This window comes from Neorhizobium fuzhouense (genome assembly GCF_042611105.1).
GTDB classification, from domain to species: Bacteria; Pseudomonadota; Alphaproteobacteria; order Rhizobiales; family Rhizobiaceae; genus Neorhizobium; species Neorhizobium galegae_A.
The window spans coordinates 239,908-256,353 of sequence record NZ_JBHFFP010000002.1 but is presented as its reverse complement, the minus strand read 5'-3'; the positions used below and the strand labels follow the sequence as shown (position 1 = coordinate 256,353).

Annotated in this window: 15 protein-coding genes; 1 reads left to right on the top strand and 14 read right to left on the bottom strand. The window is 60.8% G+C overall.

Annotation, left to right across the window (positions count from 1 at the left end; translation table 11 throughout):
* Nucleotides 1-45: 45 nt before the first annotated feature.
* The 7 genes from tauA to ACEXP3_RS04955 all read right to left on the bottom strand — a co-directional run bounded on the left by tauA (nucleotide 46) and on the right by ACEXP3_RS04955 (nucleotide 7,154).
* Nucleotides 46-1,053: a taurine ABC transporter substrate-binding protein gene (gene tauA, locus ACEXP3_RS04985; protein WP_377296278.1), complete on the bottom strand. Its 1,008-nt coding sequence runs from the start codon at nucleotides 1,051-1,053 to the stop codon at nucleotides 46-48.
* Nucleotides 1,054-1,326: 273 nt separating this feature from the next.
* Nucleotides 1,327-2,496, bottom strand: coding sequence for an FMNH2-dependent alkanesulfonate monooxygenase (gene ssuD, locus ACEXP3_RS04980; RefSeq protein WP_377296277.1), 1,170 nt, complete (start codon nucleotides 2,494-2,496; stop codon nucleotides 1,327-1,329).
* A gap of 10 nt (nucleotides 2,497-2,506) precedes the next feature.
* Nucleotides 2,507-3,985, bottom strand: a complete 1,479-nt coding sequence (locus tag ACEXP3_RS04975) for an FAD/NAD(P)-binding protein (RefSeq protein WP_377296276.1) — start codon at nucleotides 3,983-3,985, stop codon at nucleotides 2,507-2,509.
* A gap of 87 nt (nucleotides 3,986-4,072) precedes the next feature.
* The gene (locus ACEXP3_RS04970) at nucleotides 4,073-4,213 is read right to left on the bottom strand and encodes a hypothetical protein (RefSeq protein ID WP_377296275.1); all 141 of its coding nucleotides are present in this window, start codon (nucleotides 4,211-4,213) and stop codon (nucleotides 4,073-4,075) included.
* Between the two features lie 358 nt (nucleotides 4,214-4,571).
* Nucleotides 4,572-5,327, bottom strand: a complete 756-nt coding sequence (locus ACEXP3_RS04965) for an ABC transporter ATP-binding protein (protein WP_377296274.1) — start codon at nucleotides 5,325-5,327, stop codon at nucleotides 4,572-4,574.
* On the bottom strand, nucleotides 5,320-6,171 hold the full coding sequence (locus ACEXP3_RS04960) for an ABC transporter permease (RefSeq protein ID WP_377296273.1): 852 nt from the start codon (nucleotides 6,169-6,171) through the stop codon (nucleotides 5,320-5,322). Before ACEXP3_RS04960 ends, ACEXP3_RS04965 begins: the two co-directional genes overlap by 8 nt.
* A gap of 14 nt (nucleotides 6,172-6,185) precedes the next feature.
* Complete coding sequence (locus tag ACEXP3_RS04955) at nucleotides 6,186-7,154, bottom strand: aliphatic sulfonate ABC transporter substrate-binding protein (RefSeq protein ID WP_377296272.1); 969 nt, start codon at nucleotides 7,152-7,154, stop codon at nucleotides 6,186-6,188.
* Between the two features lie 373 nt (nucleotides 7,155-7,527).
* Here ACEXP3_RS04955 and ACEXP3_RS04950 point away from each other — a divergent pair, with 373 nt between their 5' ends.
* Nucleotides 7,528-8,163: an RBBP9/YdeN family alpha/beta hydrolase gene (locus tag ACEXP3_RS04950; protein WP_377296271.1), complete on the top strand. Its 636-nt coding sequence runs from the start codon at nucleotides 7,528-7,530 to the stop codon at nucleotides 8,161-8,163.
* 120 nt (nucleotides 8,164-8,283) lie between these two features.
* Here ACEXP3_RS04950 and ACEXP3_RS04945 read toward each other — a convergent pair whose 3' ends face one another.
* From ACEXP3_RS04945 to ACEXP3_RS04915, 7 genes are all read right to left on the bottom strand, one after another.
* Nucleotides 8,284-9,159, bottom strand: coding sequence for a carbohydrate ABC transporter permease (locus ACEXP3_RS04945; RefSeq protein WP_210104526.1), 876 nt, complete (start codon nucleotides 9,157-9,159; stop codon nucleotides 8,284-8,286).
* Entirely contained in the window at nucleotides 9,156-10,040 is an 885-nt protein-coding gene (locus ACEXP3_RS04940; RefSeq protein ID WP_210104527.1) for a carbohydrate ABC transporter permease, read from the bottom strand. Before ACEXP3_RS04940 ends, ACEXP3_RS04945 begins: the two co-directional genes overlap by 4 nt.
* 92 nt (nucleotides 10,041-10,132) lie before the next feature.
* On the bottom strand, nucleotides 10,133-11,407 hold the full coding sequence (locus ACEXP3_RS04935) for an extracellular solute-binding protein (protein WP_377296270.1): 1,275 nt from the start codon (nucleotides 11,405-11,407) through the stop codon (nucleotides 10,133-10,135).
* A gap of 84 nt (nucleotides 11,408-11,491) precedes the next feature.
* On the bottom strand, nucleotides 11,492-12,565 hold the full coding sequence (locus tag ACEXP3_RS04930; protein ID WP_377296269.1) for an ABC transporter ATP-binding protein: 1,074 nt from the start codon (nucleotides 12,563-12,565) through the stop codon (nucleotides 11,492-11,494).
* A 7-nt stretch (nucleotides 12,566-12,572) separates the two neighbouring features.
* On the bottom strand, nucleotides 12,573-14,081 hold the full coding sequence (arfA, locus tag ACEXP3_RS04925) for an arabinosylfuranosidase ArfA (RefSeq protein ID WP_377296268.1): 1,509 nt from the start codon (nucleotides 14,079-14,081) through the stop codon (nucleotides 12,573-12,575).
* 125 nt (nucleotides 14,082-14,206) lie between these two features.
* Nucleotides 14,207-15,136, bottom strand: a complete 930-nt coding sequence (locus tag ACEXP3_RS04920) for an ArsR/SmtB family transcription factor (RefSeq protein WP_210104531.1) — start codon at nucleotides 15,134-15,136, stop codon at nucleotides 14,207-14,209.
* 446 nt (nucleotides 15,137-15,582) lie between these two features.
* Nucleotides 15,583-15,867, bottom strand: a complete 285-nt coding sequence (locus ACEXP3_RS04915) for a hypothetical protein (RefSeq protein WP_210104532.1) — start codon at nucleotides 15,865-15,867, stop codon at nucleotides 15,583-15,585.
* Nucleotides 15,868-16,446 lie beyond the last annotated feature (579 nt).

Here is a 16,446-nt window from a genome sequence, read left to right as displayed (position 1 = left end):
ACATGAAAATATCAGCGCAGGCGATTTGCCCCGTGATGATTGACCTTACTGCGTGGCCTTCAAGGCATCCGGCGTCACGAAGGCCGCGTAGCTGGGCAGCACTTCGGAGATCTTGCCCTGCTCCTTCAGGAACTGGGAGGTTTCCTTCAGGATCTGGGCGGCACCCGACTTCTCGCCGCCGCCGAGCCAGGCTTCGGAGGCCTGAGCCTCAGGCGTCAGCAGGTTGAGGTTGTTCAATGCCGCGGCCTGTTGCTCGGCGGTTCCGCCCAGAAGCTTGGCAAGCGCCTTGGCATTGTCGCTCTCTGCCGACCAGGCGGTTTTGTCCCGCGTGAAGGACGCGTAGTATTTGTTGATTACGCTCGAAAACTGGGTGAGGAAAGCGCTGTTGTCCTTGGCGAACTTGTCGGACACCACCCATGCCGAAAAGGTTGGAGCCCCCTTTTCCGCCACTTCCTTCGAGGTGATCAGGACCTTGCCGGTTTTCTTCAGTTCCGTCAGGGCCGGATCCCACACAAAGCCGCCGTCGATATCGCCGCGATTGAAGGCAGCGACAATTTCCGGCTGGGGAATGGCAAGAACCTGAACGGTCTTTTCGGTCAGGCCCAGCGACTTGATGAGCTGCAGGAGCTGGTAATGGTCTGTTGAAACAGGCGCTGCCGCCAGCTTCTTGCCCTTCAGATCGTTCAGCGAATTGATGCCCGAGCCGTTGCGGACGACAAGCGCTTCATCAATGTCGGAGATGGAAGCGAGATAGAAGGCCTTGACAGCCAGTCCGCGGGACGTTGCCGCGGCAAACGGGCTGGACCCGACATAGCCGACCTGGACGTCACCGGATGCGATGGCCGCAAAGACATCAGCACCCGAATTGAACTTGCGGAAGTCGATGTCATAACCGGTGGCTGTTGCGAATTCGCCGTTGGCGATGGCAACAGACGACGGCAGCGCATCGGTCTGATAGCCGACCACGACCTTCTTGTCGGCGGCGTTCACGGAGGCTGCCACAAGCGTGAGACCGATGGCAGCGGCGGCTGTGAGGATTTTTTTGAAAAGCATTGTTTGCCCCTTCCTGAGATAGTGTTTCCCGTCCTTATGTGTCGTTCAGCATAGGGGCTCTGCGCAGGAGCAGGAGAAATAAAAACCTTTAAACCCATAGATAAAGTGAACTAATGGGCTGTATTTTCCGCCGGGCTTGCACGCTTTTTTCCGTTGTCGGCGATGTACCCTTCCTGGTGGAAGAAGATAAGTGTTCCTCTCTGAAACGGAACGGGCGGCGCCCCTTTCGGAGCGCCGCCGCGAGATGCAGTGCAAATGGCTATTGGCGCAGCTTCAGGATCCCGAGGCGACGCGCACATTGCCGCCATGGCCGCCGCCGCCGAACAGCTGCTTCTTGCCGAAGGAAGAGCGCAGCTGGTTGCGGGGGCCGCCAAGGCCGATTTCGGGGAACAGCAGCTCGGACACCCGGTAGGCTTCTTCGAGATGCGGATAGCCGGAGGCGATAACGGTATCGATGCCGAGATCCTGGTATTCGCGCAGCCGCTCAGCCACTGTCTGCGGCGAGCCGACAAGTGCCGTGCCGGCGCCTGAACGGATCAGGCCGATGCCAGCCCATAGGTTGGGCGAGACTTCCAGCTTGTCGCGACGCCCGCCATGCAGCGCCACCATGCGCGCCTGGCCGACGGAGTCGGAGTTTTTCGCAAACACCTGCTGCGCGGCGGCGATGGTGTCATCCGAGAGCTTCGAGATCAGCCGGTCGGCCGCCTCCCAGGCTTCCTCGTCCGTTTCGCGGACGATGAAGTGCAGGCGGATGCCGAAGGTCACTTCGCGGCCATGGGCGGCGGCGGCCTTTCGCACCTTGGCAATCTTCTCGGCCACCTGTGCCGGGGGCTCGCCCCAGGTGAGGTACTTGTCGATGATCCCGCCGCAGAAGTCGATCGCCGCATCGGAGGAGCCGCCGAAATAGATCGGCGGGCGCGGGTCCTGAACCGGCGGCAGAACCAGTTCCGCATCATGCGCCTTGATGTATTTGCCATCCAGATTGGCGCTGCCGGTTTCGATCAGCTTGTTGAACACCTGGAAAAATTCGTCCGCATGGTCGTAGCGTTCGTCATGCGGCAGGAAGATGCCGTCACCGGCCAGTTCCTGCGCGCTGCCGCCCACGACGATGTTGAGCAGAAGCCGGCCATTCGACACTCGGTCGAGCGTGGAGGCAAGGCGGGCATAATAGGCGGGCGAGGCAACGCCGGGGCGGATGGCGACCAGGAACTTCAACTGTTCCGTATGGGCCGCGAGATTGGCGGCCAGGATGAAGGATTCCTCGCAGGCAGCACCCGTCGGGATCAGCACGCCCGAATAGCCAAGGCGGTCGACCGTCTGGGCGATTTCCTTGAAATAACCCGGATCGGAGGGACGGCTGAGATCGTCAGAGCCGAGATAGGCGCCATCGCCGGAGGAGGGGATGAACCACAGAAAATCAAGCGGCTTGTCGGTCCTGGTCATAGGGGCTTCCTTATCTGGCACGGGACCGGAGCGCGGTCGGCGCCCGATCACTTTCATCGTCCGGTTCATGTGTTTGTTGTTTTGCGCCCGGCAGTTCAGGCAACGCGAGATGGTGCGCCACCTTCTGCGATACCAGAAGCGCATGTTCCGTTACCTGCGGCAGCCCCATCAGTTCGCCGAAGGTGCCGCGAGCCAGCGGTCCTGCAATGAAGAGATCCCTGATGGGCTGACCTTCGGCACCCAGTGCATTGGCGTTGAGATCGCAGGCAAGACCGAGGCCCGTCTCGCAGGCGGTGAGGAACCCGGCTTGCGCCAGTTCCTGCAGAAAGGATTGCGAGCGCAGGATCTGCCCGTGCGCCGGGCCGGTGGTGACGACGATGGCATCCACGTCAAGGGAGGTGGTCGCCTGTTGCCTCTGCCGGAGTTCAACGCGAAAGCCCGATTGGCTTGCCTCCACCCTGGCAAGCGAAGCGGCGAGGATTGTGAGACGCCCGGCTGACACGGCATCGTCCAGGACGGCCTCGACCTGCGGCGCGATGCGGAAACGGTGGGCATCCCAGAACGGCCGCGCCAGCCGGGCAATGCGCCGACGGGCGGGAATATCGAGCGCACGCCAGATGGCAAAACCTTGCGTGCGAACGGCATCCAGCACCGGGTGCCATGTAAGGCCCAGCGCCTTCGCCTCCCGGATCGCAGCGCGAATGCGATGAAGAAGCTCGGATGCCTTTCGCGAGGGGGATGTGGTGAAGTCGCCGAAGGGATCTTGTATGCTCATCGGATGGCCGCGCGAGCGCAGGCCCCGGCGGGAAATGGAGGTGATCGGTCCGCGGTGGCCCTGTTGGGCAAGGCTTGCCACCACATCGGCGGAGGTGAGGCCATTGCCGATGATCAGCAGAGCGTCATCGCGGCCGACCGGCTCCAGCGCTTCCGCAACCGTGACGTCGCTGATAAGCTTCGGATGGTTTTTCACCGCCGACAAGGCCGAGGGCATGGCGGGGGACGGATGCGTTGCGGAAATCACGACCACATCCGCGATGATGCTCTCCGCCTGCACATCCGTGAGGTGCCAGCGGTTGGCAATCCGGGCAATGCTGTCCACGGTGGAGCGGTGATGAACGACAACGCCGGATGCCAGCAGCGGGGCGATTTCGGCGGCGACATAGTCACCAAAGACGCTGCGGCGCGGATAGGGATTGCCATCCGGGGCAAGCAGGTTGCGATCCCGGTCCTGCTCCTTGCTGCGCTCGACGAAAGCTTGAAAGCTGTCCGGCATGTCCGGGTAAAGCGACATGCGCCCGGCCGGCACGTTGATCCGGTGAGCCGGATCCGAGGTGCTGTAGGCAAGACCGGCGCCGAGCGTCGAGCGCGGTTCAATGATAACGATCCGGGCCGCATCCCCATAGTGCCGCACGAAGTGAAGCGCGAAAGCGGCGCCACTGAAACCACCGCCGACCACGGCAATCACGGGCTTGTCTGAGATGGGTGGCATGGTGCTTTCTTGAACGGTTTGTCTCTGAGGCGGCCGACCTTGCTTGGCGGTTCCGGTCGCGTCAAGCGCGCAACATGGCGTTCAGCCTTAAAATCCGAGCGTCATGAAAAGGACGAAGGCGAAGGATGCCGCAAGCGCACAGCGACCGATGAGGAGGTAGATCGGCCCCTTCAGCCGCAGGCTCGGCCAGGTGATGGTGCGCGTCGGGCGTTCAACCACATAAGCCATGGCAGATCCTCAAAGAACGGGAAAGGCCGCAAGGCTCCAGAAGGAGACTTCGGCTGCCTGATCGCGGTCACGGTCCGAAAGAGTGGTCGGTCCGTTCGGTTCGCCCGGCTCGACCTGTACGGGCAAGGGCGTGACGGTATAGGATGTCCTCCATCCGAAAATCCGCCGGAGAGGTCGTGTTTGCAAGAAAGAGAGCATTGGAAACCTCCGCATCCGTTGAAGTATCCAGTGTCGTTCCCCGCGTCAGAATCGTCAATATTGTCCATAAAATCACTATTCTATTTGCGGCGACCTTGAGAGAATGGATCTTTCTCTTGAGGCCGTTTGGCGCGAAAACTGACTTTTGGCCGTGGCGGGGCTATGCGCGGTTCAATTTTCGCCCCTCGCTCAGCGAGCGTGTGAGCAGGTTCGACAGATGCCTTTTCAAGTCCGAGACTTCCCCGGAGGTGCGGTCGCGCGGGTAGGGCAGATCAACACGCACTTCTTCGAAGATCCGGCCCGGAAAAGGCTGCATCACGATGATCCGGTCCGCCATGACGGCGGCCTCTTCAATGTCATGCGTGACCAGCAGCATGGTCGTCTGCTGGCTGTTCCAAAGACCGAGCAGATGGTCCTGCAATTCTGTCCGGGTCATGGCATCGAGCGCCGAGAAGGGTTCGTCCAAAAGCAGGACGGCCGGGCGCGTGACGAGCCCACGCGCAAGCGCCACGCGCTGTGCCTGGCCGCCCGAAAGCTCCTTGACCCAGCGCGGGCCATAATTTGCAAGTCCGATCGCCTCCAGCACATTGTCGATGCGCGCGCGTCGTTCTGCGGATGGAAGATGGCGCAGGCCGAAGCCGATATTGTCGGCGACAGTCAGCCATGGCAGCAGGCGCGGCTCCTGGAATACCATGTTGAGCTGTGCGTCAGGTTCCCGCAGCACGCGTCCATCAAGGCGGCTCTCACCTCGGCTTGGTGTTTCCAACCCGCTGAGCAGTCGCAGGAGCGTGCTCTTGCCGCAGCCTGATCCGCCGATGATCGCCACGCTTTCGCCCACCCCGACATCAAGGCTGAAATTATCCAGCGCATGGATCCCGTTGGGATAGATCTTTGACAGGTTGCGGATCTCAAGCATCACGACGATCCTTGCGATGATTGTCCTGCCAGCGCAGGAAAGGCGCCGTCAGAAGAATAAGCGCGGTATCGGTTGCCTTGCCGATGACGGCGAAGATCAGGATGGAAGCGACGATCTGGTCGGGCTTGCCGAGTTGCTGGCCATCGACCAGCAGATAGCCCAGGCCTTCCGACGCTCCCATGAACTCGGCGGCAACCACGAACATCCAGCCGAGGCCGAGGCCTGCCCTCAGCGCCAGAACATAGTCCGGCAGAACAGCCGGCAGCAGGATGCGCCGGATGAGCTCGAAGCCTGAAAGCCGGAAAATGCGGCCGACTTCGACAATGCGCCGGTCGACGTTCACAAGCGCACCGGACACCCCGAGATAGACCGGAAAGAACACGCCAACCGCGATCAAGGTGATTTTCGACGCTTCGAAGATGCCGAACCACAGGATGAAGAGAGGAATCCAGGCGATCGACGGGATGGCCCGCAGGGCCTGCAGTGTCGGGTCAAACAGTCGGGCAAGCCTTGCTGAATAGCCCGTTGCCGCACCGAGCAGCGTTCCCGAAGCCGTGCCGAGTGCAAAACCGGCAAGAACGCGGCCGAGCGTCACACGGATATGGGTCGGCAATTCGCCGGATGCTGCCAGCGTATAGACCGTGTAGAGCACGCGGGACGGTGGCGGAACCAGTCGACCGCCGACAAGGCCCAAGGCCACCAGCAATTCCCAAAGAGCAAGAACGCACACGGGAAAAAGGATGCCGGCGACCGGTCGGTCGAGCAGGGAAGGCAGGCCGCGCTTCAGTCTGCCGGCGCTGCCTCGCACATGCTGGCGCGCCAGCCTTGCCTCCAGAAGGGTCATCCGAGGCTCTCCGCTTACTGTCCGGCGAGTGACGCCGTGTAGCTCGCATCGATGAGTTGCGCGACTGTGCCCTTTACATCGACGTCAGGCTTGACGACGCCCGCCTTCTGAAGGGCGAGGCCTGCTTCCTCGATCGTCTTGCGCTGCGGCTCGCCGATGCGCGACTGGGTGAGATCCGTGCGCTCCAACTGGCGGGCAATCACCGTGTCCGGCAGCTTGGTCGCCGCCACCAGTGTTGCCTTCAGCTTTGCCGGGTTCTTGATCGCTTCGGTGCGGGCCTGCTCGTAAGCGCCGATGACGCGCCGGACGATGTCCGGATGCGCCGTGGCGAATTCCTCGCGCACATTCAGCACGCCCCAGGTGTTGTTGGCGGCGTTGCGGTGGAACAGCACGTCACCGTCCTCGATTTCGGCGGAGGCCATGATCGGGTCAAGACCCGCCCATGCGGCGACGTCGCCACGCTTCAGCGCAAGCCGGCCATCGGCATGCTGCAGCAGAACAAGAGACACATCCTTTTCCGTCAGCCCGGCATCCGCCAGGGCGCGTACGAGAAAGATGTGCGGGTCGGTGCCGCGCGTCACAGCAATCGACTTGCCCTTCAGATCCTCGACCTTGCTGATGCCGGTATCCTTGCGGGTCACAAGCGCCGTCCATTCTGGGCGGGAATAGACATAGACGGACTTGATCGGATTGCCGTTGATCTTGCCGATCAGTGCGGCGGCCCCGGCGGTCGAGCCGAAATCAAGCGAGCCTGCATTGAGGAATTCCAGCGCCTTGTTGGATCCCGCTGATTGGACCCAGGTGACCTTGATGCCGTCCTTTTCGAATTCCTTTTCCAGAATGCGGTCATCCTTCAGGATCAGGCTGACCGGGTTATAGGTTGCCCAGTCGATCCTGATCTCGGACAGATCGGCCGCTTGTGCCGACCCGACGGCCATCAGTCCTGCAATTGCACTCAACGCCGATCGAACCCAAGAACGCATGTGACCCTCCAAATTTGATAGATCACAAATTCTACCAATTTGATCGTTTTGGCGTGCGCACGTGTTCCAAAGTTTTACGGTATTTGGGAATATCAAACTCCATCCTGAACAAGGCAGAGGTGAAGCGTCCGGCTGGCGGCGGATCGCCCTGCGCCATCGGTAACTGGCCTTGCCCACAGGCGGCCGGCGGAAATATCGTTTTCAGCACCGGTGGCTGTGTTATCGCCCCATGGGGCAGACCCGACGAACCACGCAGGCGCGGGAATGCCATAAAATAATCTAGTGAACTGATGGAATTCGGTAGGGGATTTCTTCGGTCGCTGGTTGTGGCGGCGTATCATGCCAAAATCGCAATCTAACGGGAAACCCCTGCATGGTTGATACGCTTATATTGCCGGGCCTCAACGGATCGGGTGAGGCGCATTGGCAGCGCATTTGGAGCCGGGAGCGGCCGCATTGCCGGGTCCTTGAGCAGGAGAACTGGGCCTGTCCCGACCTGCGCCAGTGGCGGGAGAGGCTGGAAGAGGAACTGTCGGCATCGGACAGCGTCGTGCTGGTCGCGCACAGTCTGGGCTGTATTCTGGCGGCCAGCCTTGCCTGGTCGCCGTACGCCAGAAAAATCCGGGGCGCGCTTCTGGTCGCGCCCTGCGACATGAAGAAGGTGGAGGAGTTGCACCCGTGCGCCGTCCACCTGGACCGGTTTCCCGACGAACCCCTTCCTTTCCCCAGTCTCGTCATCGGCAGCGCGAACGATCCCTACATGGATCCGGCCTCCCTTCAGCGCCATTCCACCCTGTGGGGCACCGACGTGAAGTCCTTAGGCGCTGTCGGCCATATCAACATCGCCAGTGGCTTTGGACGCTGGTCACAGGGTTACGCCATTTTCGACGACTTCATCGAGCGCTTGAACCACCGCGAGCCGCCTGCAACACCGCTGAAACGCGCAACCGTCAGAACGGATTTTAAGAGCGCGGTCGCCGATCCGACGCTGTCACTGATTCCGAACTGATACCCCGCAATGCCTGGCATTGCGCCTGATGGAGCAGTTTCGTGACAGGGGCGTGGATGCGCTTATTGCTGCGCCCCTTCGGGCCGAGGCGGGTTACCCCTTGAGGGTCTGGATCCGGCCTCACCCCTTCACGCCCGATGAGATCATGATGGCTTCCGTCACGCGGCGCTGAAAAATGATGTAGGCGATGATGACGGGGAGGGCAGCGAGCATGGCGACGGCCATGAGGCGGGCATAGGCGACGCCGAAGGCGTCCTTCACCTGGGTGATGCCGACGGGGATCGTCATCATGTTTTCCGAGGTCACCACCAGGAAGGGCCAGAAGAAGGCATTCCACACGCCGATGAAGGTGACGATTGCCATGGCCGTCGTGATGCCCCAGTTGAGCGGCAGAAACACCTTGAAGAGAATGGTGTATTCGCCGCCGCCATCCAGCACCACGGCCTCGCGCATTTCCTTGGGCACGCTGTCGAAGAACTGCTTGTAGACGATGATGACGACCGGGGCGATGAGCTGCGGCAGGATGATGCCGGCCCAGGTGTTGATGAGGTTTAAATCCTTCATCAGGATGAACTGCGTTACCACCAGCGTCTGCGCCGGCACCATGAAGCTCGCCAGAACCACGCCATAGAGAAGGCCGCGCCCGGGAAAGCGGATCTGCGACAGCGCGTAGGCGCAGAGCATCGAGATAAACAGCACAAGCACCGTAACGATGACCGCCGTGCCGACGGAGTTCAGATACCAGGTCATCAGCCGCGTGTTGAAAATGGCATTCACATAGGCGTTCAGCCGGAATTCGTCAGGCAGGAGCGAGGCATTGCCGGCGACGTTCTCATCCGACCGGATGGAGGTGATCAGCGTCCAGTAGAGCGGAAAGATCCAGACCAATGCCGCCACCAGCGTGATGGTGGACAGCACGATGTTTTCGATGCGGCGCGCAAGGCTCTTGGCCGGGCGCCGGGTCTGGCTGCGGGGCGCGGTCAAAACGTCGCTCATGAGTTCCTCCGGATGCGCAGCAGCTGGAATTGCAGGACGGATATGACAGCGATCAGCAGGAAGACCACGGTTGCCACCGCAGACGCATAGCCGCCATTGTTGGACTGGAAGGCCTCGCGATAGACCTTCAAGAGCAGGACATAGGACGAATTGAACGGGCCGCCGCCGCTCAACAGATAGATCTGGTCGAAAATCTTCAACTGCAGGATGAGCTGCAGCGTCAGCACCAGCGCCGTCACCGGCCAGAGGAGCGGCCAGGTGACACGCGAAAATTTCTGCCAGGTCGTGGCGCCGTCCAGCGCGGCCGCCTCGTAAAGCTCTGCCGGCACATTGCGCAGGCCGGCGAGAAACAGCAGCACGTTGAACCCGTTCGTCCACCAGATGGTGACGACGGCAACCGTCGGCATGACCCAGTAAGGGTTCTTGAACACGGCCACGGGCTTTCCGGAGATGAGCGCGATCAGCGGCTGCAGGATGCCGAACTGCAGATCGAGCATCCAGGCCCAGATTTCCGTCACCACCGACACTGGCAGCACATAGGGCATGAAGAACAGCGCCATCACCAGCGTCTGGCGCACTCCCGAGAGGCGGCTGATGCCAAGCGCGATCAAAAGGGCGATGGCGGTCGTCGGGACCACCGTCAGGGCAACGAAATAGGCATTGTTCTTGAGCGAAATGGTGAACAGCCGGTCGCTCAGCAGCTTGGCGTAATTGTCAAAGCCGATCCACTGGCCGGCCCCGATCAGTGGCGCATCGGTGAAACTCAGCTCGATCATCTTCAGCATCGGATAGAGAAAGAAGATCGTGAAGGTCACGAGGAAGGGGGTCACCATCGTCAGCGCGACGAGGGATTTCTTGCGCCGGTTCTCGATCATCGCCATCCGCGGATCTCCTGCCTGTGTGCCGTGCCGTGGTCTTGCACGTCAGAGAAAAATGGCCCTGCGGCTGCGAAGGGAAGCCGCAGGGCCGCCCGTCACTTCAGCTTGTCCTGAAGTTCGAGCTTGATCTGCGCCACGGCATCGGTGCCGTTCATATAGCCCTGGATGGCGGGCGCGATCACGTTGAGGGCGGCGTCATAGGCGGGCGAGGCAACGCCGGTGATGCGCGTCTGCGGATCAAAGGCTGCCGCCTCAGCAAGCGTGGCATAGGTGGCGTTGGGCTCCATCGCCTTGTAGTCGGCGCCCTCGGTCACCGCCTTGTAGGCCGGGATATGGCCGGCATCGGCCCAGGAGATGGCGTGCTTTTCCATCCAGCCGATGACCTTCATGACGGCCGCGCGCTTTTCGCCGGAAACCGTCTTGTCGCCTTCATTGGGAATGGCAAAGGCATGCGAGTCGGCCCAGGTGGAACGCTTGCCCATGAAGGGCGGCACTTCGACGGCACCCCACTTGAAGCCCAGCTTGCCGTTCTTCTCCAGATCCTTGAAGGTCGGCACTTCCCACACGCCATTCAGCTGAAAGGCGGATTTTCCGGCGGAAAACAGCGCGACCGAGGCTTCATATTCCGCCTGTTCGGGCGTCAGCCCCTTTTCGCGCCAGGCGCTCATGATGTCGATGGCCTTGGCGGCCTTGGCGGCATTGTCGCCATCCAGCACCTTGCCATTGGTGACGAACTCGCCGCCCTGTTGCGTGAGCAGCGTATAGAAGACGCGCCAGACACCGCCATCGCCACCGGACTGGTAGGTGAGGGGCGTCGGCACACCCTTCTGTTTCAGCCAGTCGAGCGCCTTGTTGAAATCCTCCAGCGTCTTGATGCCGGCAAGCTTGCCATTGGCATCGATATAGGGCGAACCTTTAAGGAGATCGGCATTGTAATAGAGAATGAGGGCGTGGATATCGAAGGGCACGGCATAGAGCTTGCCGTCATGGGTGGCGGCCTTGATCGGCGCCTCGAAGAAATCGTCCTTCTTCAGGCCGGCATTGGCAAGATCCTCGTCTGTGATCGGGCTCAGCACCTTTTCCTCGATGCCGAGCGTTGCGCGCGACAGGTGATAGGTCATGATGTCGGGACCTTCGCCGACGGCAGAGGCGGTGCGCACCTTGGTATAGAAGGGAACGCCCCATTCGAGCGTCGTGCCGCGGATGCGGATATCGGGGTGTTCCTTGTTGAAGGCTTCGATGAGCGCCTTCATGCGCACGCCGTCGCCGCCGGAGAGAAAATCCCACCATATGACATCCTGCTGGGCCGCAGCCGGAAGTGCGGCAAGGCCAAGCACGGTGCTGAGGAACAGGCTCTTGATCAGTCGCATCGTATTACTCCTCCCAAGGTTTGTCGTCATCGCCGCCGATCCATCGGAAGCGCTTCAGGCACTGCGAAAAACGCCTCCCCGCGTTCAGCGCAGCCGCCGGCCTTCACCATTGAAGACCAGCACATGTTTCGGATCCGCCGACAGGAACACGGTAGTTCCATCGAGGCGTTCACGCGAGCCCTGCCGCTGGACCACCAGCTCCTGGCCATTGGCCGTGCGGGCATAGAGATAGGAAACGTCGCCCAGTTCCTCGGCCACGTCGATGGTGACCGGCAGGCCGGGGGCGGGGCCGATCGCCAGGTGTTCCGGCCGGATGCCGATCTCCACCGTCTCGCCGATGGGCGGTGCCGCGGCCAGTTCGGTCGTAAAGGGATGGTCGCTCCCCTCCACCGACAGAAAGACGCGTGACCCGTCGCGGGCCGTGACGCGGGCGGGCAAAAAATTCATTGCCGGCGAGCCGATGAAGCCCGCAACGAAGCGGTTGTCGGGGTCGTCATAGAGCACCAGCGGCGGGCCTGCCTGCTGCAGGTGGCCGTTCTTCATGACAAAGATGTGGTCGGCAAGCGTCATTGCCTCCACCTGGTCATGCGTCACATAGATCATGGTGGCGCCGAGTTTCCGGTGCAGCCGGGTGAGCTCCAGCCGCATCTGCACGCGCAGTTCGGCGTCGAGGTTGGAGAGCGGCTCGTCGAACAGAAACACTTTCGGCTGGCGCACGATGGCGCGGCCGATGGCGACGCGCTGGCGCTGGCCGCCCGACATCTGCGATGGCTTTTTGTGCAGATGCTCTTCGAGCTGGAGGATTCGGGCTGCCGCCCCGACGCGGGCGTTGACCTCGTCCTTCGGACGGCGTGCAAGCCTCAGGCTGAAGGCCATGTTCTCGAACACGGTGAGATGCGGGTAGAGCGCATAGTTCTGGAACACCATGGCCACTTCGCGCTCGGCCGGCTCCACGGCCGTCACGTCACGTCCGTCAATCGCAATCTCTCCGCCGCTCGTTTCCTCCAGACCGGCGATCATCCGCAACAAGGTAGATTTTCCGCATCCCGACGGGCCGACGAAGACGGCAAAGCTGCCGGTCGGGATCTCCATGGAGACATCCTCAATCGCCCGGAAGGATCCGAACGATTTGGCGACGCTGGTCAGACGGACACCCATCGCCGCCTCACTGAACGCTGAGGCGGATTACGTGATAGGAGAGCGGTGCCACCTTGCCCCTCAAGGCACTATCCTGCATGGCGATGCCCTGTCCGGGACCGGGCACGATGCGGTCCGGCTGGTCCGGCCCGTTGCCGGTGCGCAGGTCATGGCCCTCATAGGCAATGTGGAGCGACAGGCTGGCGCCGGCAAAACCGGTCAAAGCCACGTCGATGTCGGCTGCCTCGGTGAGGTGGCGGTTCAGCACGAAGAGGGTCACCATGCCCTCTTCGGCATTATGGACGCCCGCCACATCGAGATATTTGACATCATCGGCGGTGGCGCAATCATAGGTCGGGCAATCGACCGCGATGTTCAGCGCATCGCCGCGGCCATAGAGCGAGGCGAACTGGTAGGGGTAGTAAATGGTCTGGCGCCAGGCCGGGCCGTTCTTTTCAGCGCGGATCGGGGCAATGACGTTGACGAGCTGGGCGATGCAGGCAATGCGCACCCGGTCCGAGCGGCGGATGAATTCGTTGAGCAGGCCGGCAACGAACAGCGCATCCTCGAAATTGTAGGTTTCCTCCAAAAGCGCCGGCGCTTCCGGCCAATCCCAGGACTTGATGCGGCGGCCGTCTTCCTCGCGGATGTGATACCAGACGTTCCATTCGTCGAAGCAGATGCCGACATCATTCTTGGCGCGCTTCTTGGCCTTCACATAGTCGATGACGCCGGCAATCGTCTGGATATAGCGGCCGGTTTCCTCGATCTTGCCGAAATAGTTCAGCGTGTCGTGGCTGGTATTGCCGAAATATTTGTGCAGCGAGATGTGGTCGACATTCTCGTAGCACTCCTCCAGCACCTCGCGTTCCCATTCGGGATAGGTCGGCATGCGGTCGTTGGAACTACCGCAGACGATGGCTTCGATGGTGGGGTCGAACCCCTTGAAGGCTTTTGCCGTCTCGTTGGCAAGGCGGCCATATTCGACAGCCGTCTTGTGGCCGATCTGCCAGGGACCGTCCATCTCGTTGCCGAGGCACCACATCTTGACGCCATGGGCATTGGCGCCGTGGCTCTGGCGCAGGTCGCTCAGCGTCGTGCCGCCGGGGAAGTTGACATATTCGAGGAAATTGCGGGCGTCATCCAGGCCGCGCGAGCCAAGGTTCACCGCCAGCATCATCTCGATGCCGGCCATGCCGGCCCATTGGGCGAATTCGTTGATGCCGATCTGGTTGGTTTCCTTGGAGCGCCAGGCGAGATCAAGCCGCACCGGCCGCTGGTCGCGCGGGCCGATCCCGTCTTCCCAGCGATAGGCGGAGACGAAATTGCCGCCGGGATAGCGAATGGCGGGGATCTTCAGGTCCTTGACGAATTGCAGCACATCCTTGCGAAAACCGTTCGCGTCGGCATTCGGGTGGCCCGGCTCGTAAATGCCGCCATAGATGGCGCGACCCATGTGCTCGATGAAGGCAGAATACAGGCGATCGTCAATGCGCCCAATCCGGAAATCCCGGTGGACGGAAATACGCGTTTTCATGAGGTCTCCTCCCGAGACATTCTGTATCAGTAAATTGGATACGAACTTTATTTTGTGATATTATTGGCGAGGGAGAGAGGACTTGTCAACGCAAGAAATCATACTTTTGCGACAGGTATTCCGTTTCAGCCGGCCGTGCGCAGCCGCAGCAGGATATCCTGATCGTAATTGCCGAAGCCACGGCCAAAGATGTTGAGCCCGCCCGGATGGCGCGCGCCAGCCTTCACCTCGATGCGCAGCCGGATCGAGCGGTGATCGGAAATACCTATGTCTTTCAGCGTGATAGAAGAAATTCGGTTGCCGTCGACAAAGGAGCCTTCTTCGGTGATCCGCCAGGTTTTCAGCATGCCGTATTGCGACCCCGACAGTTTCCACCAATCCGGCGTATAGACACCGCGCTTGTCGCCGAAGTCGCCGGGAGAGGTCCAGTCGCCGAGTTCCACACCGTTGACGGAGAGGGTGATGTCGGAGGGCCAGTTGCTGTGGGTGCCGGGAACTTCGGAGCTCACCTCCATCGCAAATTCCATTTCCGTGACGGTGCGGCCCTGGATCTTGGCATTGTTGGGAAACTGATACTCGACATAGCCGGAGGTGAACCAGAGGAGGGCAGCCTTCATGCGATCCGGATCCATGAACGTGTCGGGCACGTCGAGAAGGCCGATGATGCCATCGGGCGAACAGATGCCGCAGGGGCCGGTCACCGAGGCCTGGGTATAGAGACCGAGCGGCATGGCCACGGTGATCCGGCTGGAATCAATGGCTTTTTCCGGCTTGTGAAAGGAAATGACCAGTTCGTCGCAGGTGGCGAAACAGATCTTCTGGCTGCCCTTGCGTGCCTTGCGGGTTTCTGTCCGCAGCAATCCCGCCGCTTCCAGCGCGGTAACCCCTGCCGATACGGTCGACTGCGGCAAGGTGAGCCGTTCGGCGATCTCGTTGACGTTGAGGCCGCCCGTCTCGTGCAAAGCCTTCAGGATCTGGACGCGCACGAGCGAGGCCGCCGCCTTCAGGACTTCGAAATCCTTCTCCGCGTCGATCAGCAGGAAATTGGGTGTCATTCGGGATCTTTCTGAAGCGTAGGCGATATGTATCTGCATTCATGATATAAATGCAGGGCCTGTACTTGTCGATTAGAAGGGGCTGATTTTTTGCTGCCTTCTCGGCACTGATATTCGCCTCACGCTTCGGTTCCGTCAGGGCGTGCAAGGACACCTCGACCTATGGTGGGAAAGGCCCGGGGGCGGCAGTCGTTGAACGTCTGCAAAGGGTTGTGGAAACAAGGGAAAAGGCTTTGCCGCGTGCCGGCGGCACCTTCTGCGTCGAGCCTCGGGTAGGTGTCCGATGTTGCTCAGAGTTGCCGAACCGGTCCGTGTGCTGCCGACGTCGAATGTCAGCGCTGGATTATATGAGGGAGTCCCGAAATGAAACGGCTCGCGGTGAAAAAACCGCGAGCCGCTTGCAAACTGTGTCGAACCGTGCCAGAAGTCGGCCTGCAAATCGTGCGTCAGCCTGTAACGCTGACCAGTGTGAGAGTGACCGGTTCACCCGAAGGGCCTGGACCACCCACTGGCAGCTGGTCTTCAATCAGGTCGCGGGCGAGTTCGAAAATACCCTGTGGATCGTCGCCGGCATTCTCGTCCAGCGTATCCATGGCGTTCAGGTAGATGGCCTTTTCGTCTTCGGGCGACAGGACATTCTTTTGCACGAGCGTGCTGATCAGAGATGTCAGCAGGGCCGACGTCGAGAGTGCGCTGGCGGAAGCGCAGAGAAATTCTGTTTCTGTTCGCATGATTGGGTCCCCGTCCAAAATCAATGAGAAGAGTGTGTCAGTTCTTTCTTGAAAAGGAAAGAGTCGACCCGGTGTTTGGCGGGTCTTGACGGAAGGAATTCGACCTGCAGCCGGCATTTTCAACCCGAATTTGCGAAAATTCTATCTTTGGTTGCGTTGCTTTGCGGCTTTTTCGTCGTCTGAATGGTCCAGAAAAGGCGTCGCGGCGCGTGGCGCCTGTGATTTTGCCGGCTGACTGGTCCGGTTGCGGCAGGCGGGTTCATGCCGGATGCGGTAGTTTTCGTCGTCTTCTTTAGGCTCTTCACGCCGACGGTCTGGCCGCTACGCTTTGATAATGTACGCACAATCAGTCAGTTGCTGGGACCTGAGTGGATGGCCCATCTACCGGACATTTGCATCACTGCTGGCCTTGCGCTGTGTCGCTGGTATACAACTTCCGTCAGCGCAGTTTCGCACCGGCGGTTGTGAGAGACTGTGTCGGTGTGATCGGCACGATGCAACCGGGGAGGGGTGCGGTGTGTGTGTCATTTCGAAACATATTGCGTCGCGCCGGTTCGTGCATTCGTCAGGGATGGCATT

What these genes read in the sequence shown, in the direction of transcription:
- ACEXP3_RS04940 (WP_210104527.1), bottom strand. Translation starts at nt 10,040, where the DNA reads ATGGCGATGATCGAGAACCGGCGCAAGAAATCCCTCGTCGCGCTGACG.
- ACEXP3_RS04955 (WP_377296272.1), bottom strand. Translation starts at nt 7,154, where the DNA reads ATGCGTTCTTGGGTTCGATCGGCGTTGAGTGCAATTGCAGGACTGATG.
- ACEXP3_RS04930 (WP_377296269.1), bottom strand. Translation starts at nt 12,565, where the DNA reads ATGGGTGTCCGTCTGACCAGCGTCGCCAAATCGTTCGGATCCTTCCGG.
- ACEXP3_RS04950 (WP_377296271.1), top strand. Translation starts at nt 7,528, where the DNA reads ATGGTTGATACGCTTATATTGCCGGGCCTCAACGGATCGGGTGAGGCG.
- tauA (WP_377296278.1), bottom strand. Translation starts at nt 1,053, where the DNA reads ATGCTTTTCAAAAAAATCCTCACAGCCGCCGCTGCCATCGGTCTCACG.
- ACEXP3_RS04915 (WP_210104532.1), bottom strand. Translation starts at nt 15,867, where the DNA reads ATGCGAACAGAAACAGAATTTCTCTGCGCTTCCGCCAGCGCACTCTCG.
- ACEXP3_RS04935 (WP_377296270.1), bottom strand. Translation starts at nt 11,407, where the DNA reads ATGCGACTGATCAAGAGCCTGTTCCTCAGCACCGTGCTTGGCCTTGCC.
- arfA (WP_377296268.1), bottom strand. Translation starts at nt 14,081, where the DNA reads ATGAAAACGCGTATTTCCGTCCACCGGGATTTCCGGATTGGGCGCATT.
- ACEXP3_RS04970 (WP_377296275.1), bottom strand. Translation starts at nt 4,213, where the DNA reads ATGGCTTATGTGGTTGAACGCCCGACGCGCACCATCACCTGGCCGAGC.
- ACEXP3_RS04920 (WP_210104531.1), bottom strand. Translation starts at nt 15,136, where the DNA reads ATGACACCCAATTTCCTGCTGATCGACGCGGAGAAGGATTTCGAAGTC.
- ACEXP3_RS04975 (WP_377296276.1), bottom strand. Translation starts at nt 3,985, where the DNA reads ATGCCACCCATCTCAGACAAGCCCGTGATTGCCGTGGTCGGCGGTGGT.
- ACEXP3_RS04965 (WP_377296274.1), bottom strand. Translation starts at nt 5,327, where the DNA reads ATGCTTGAGATCCGCAACCTGTCAAAGATCTATCCCAACGGGATCCAT.
- ACEXP3_RS04945 (WP_210104526.1), bottom strand. Translation starts at nt 9,159, where the DNA reads ATGAGCGACGTTTTGACCGCGCCCCGCAGCCAGACCCGGCGCCCGGCC.
- ssuD (WP_377296277.1), bottom strand. Translation starts at nt 2,496, where the DNA reads ATGACCAGGACCGACAAGCCGCTTGATTTTCTGTGGTTCATCCCCTCC.
- ACEXP3_RS04960 (WP_377296273.1), bottom strand. Translation starts at nt 6,171, where the DNA reads ATGACCCTTCTGGAGGCAAGGCTGGCGCGCCAGCATGTGCGAGGCAGC.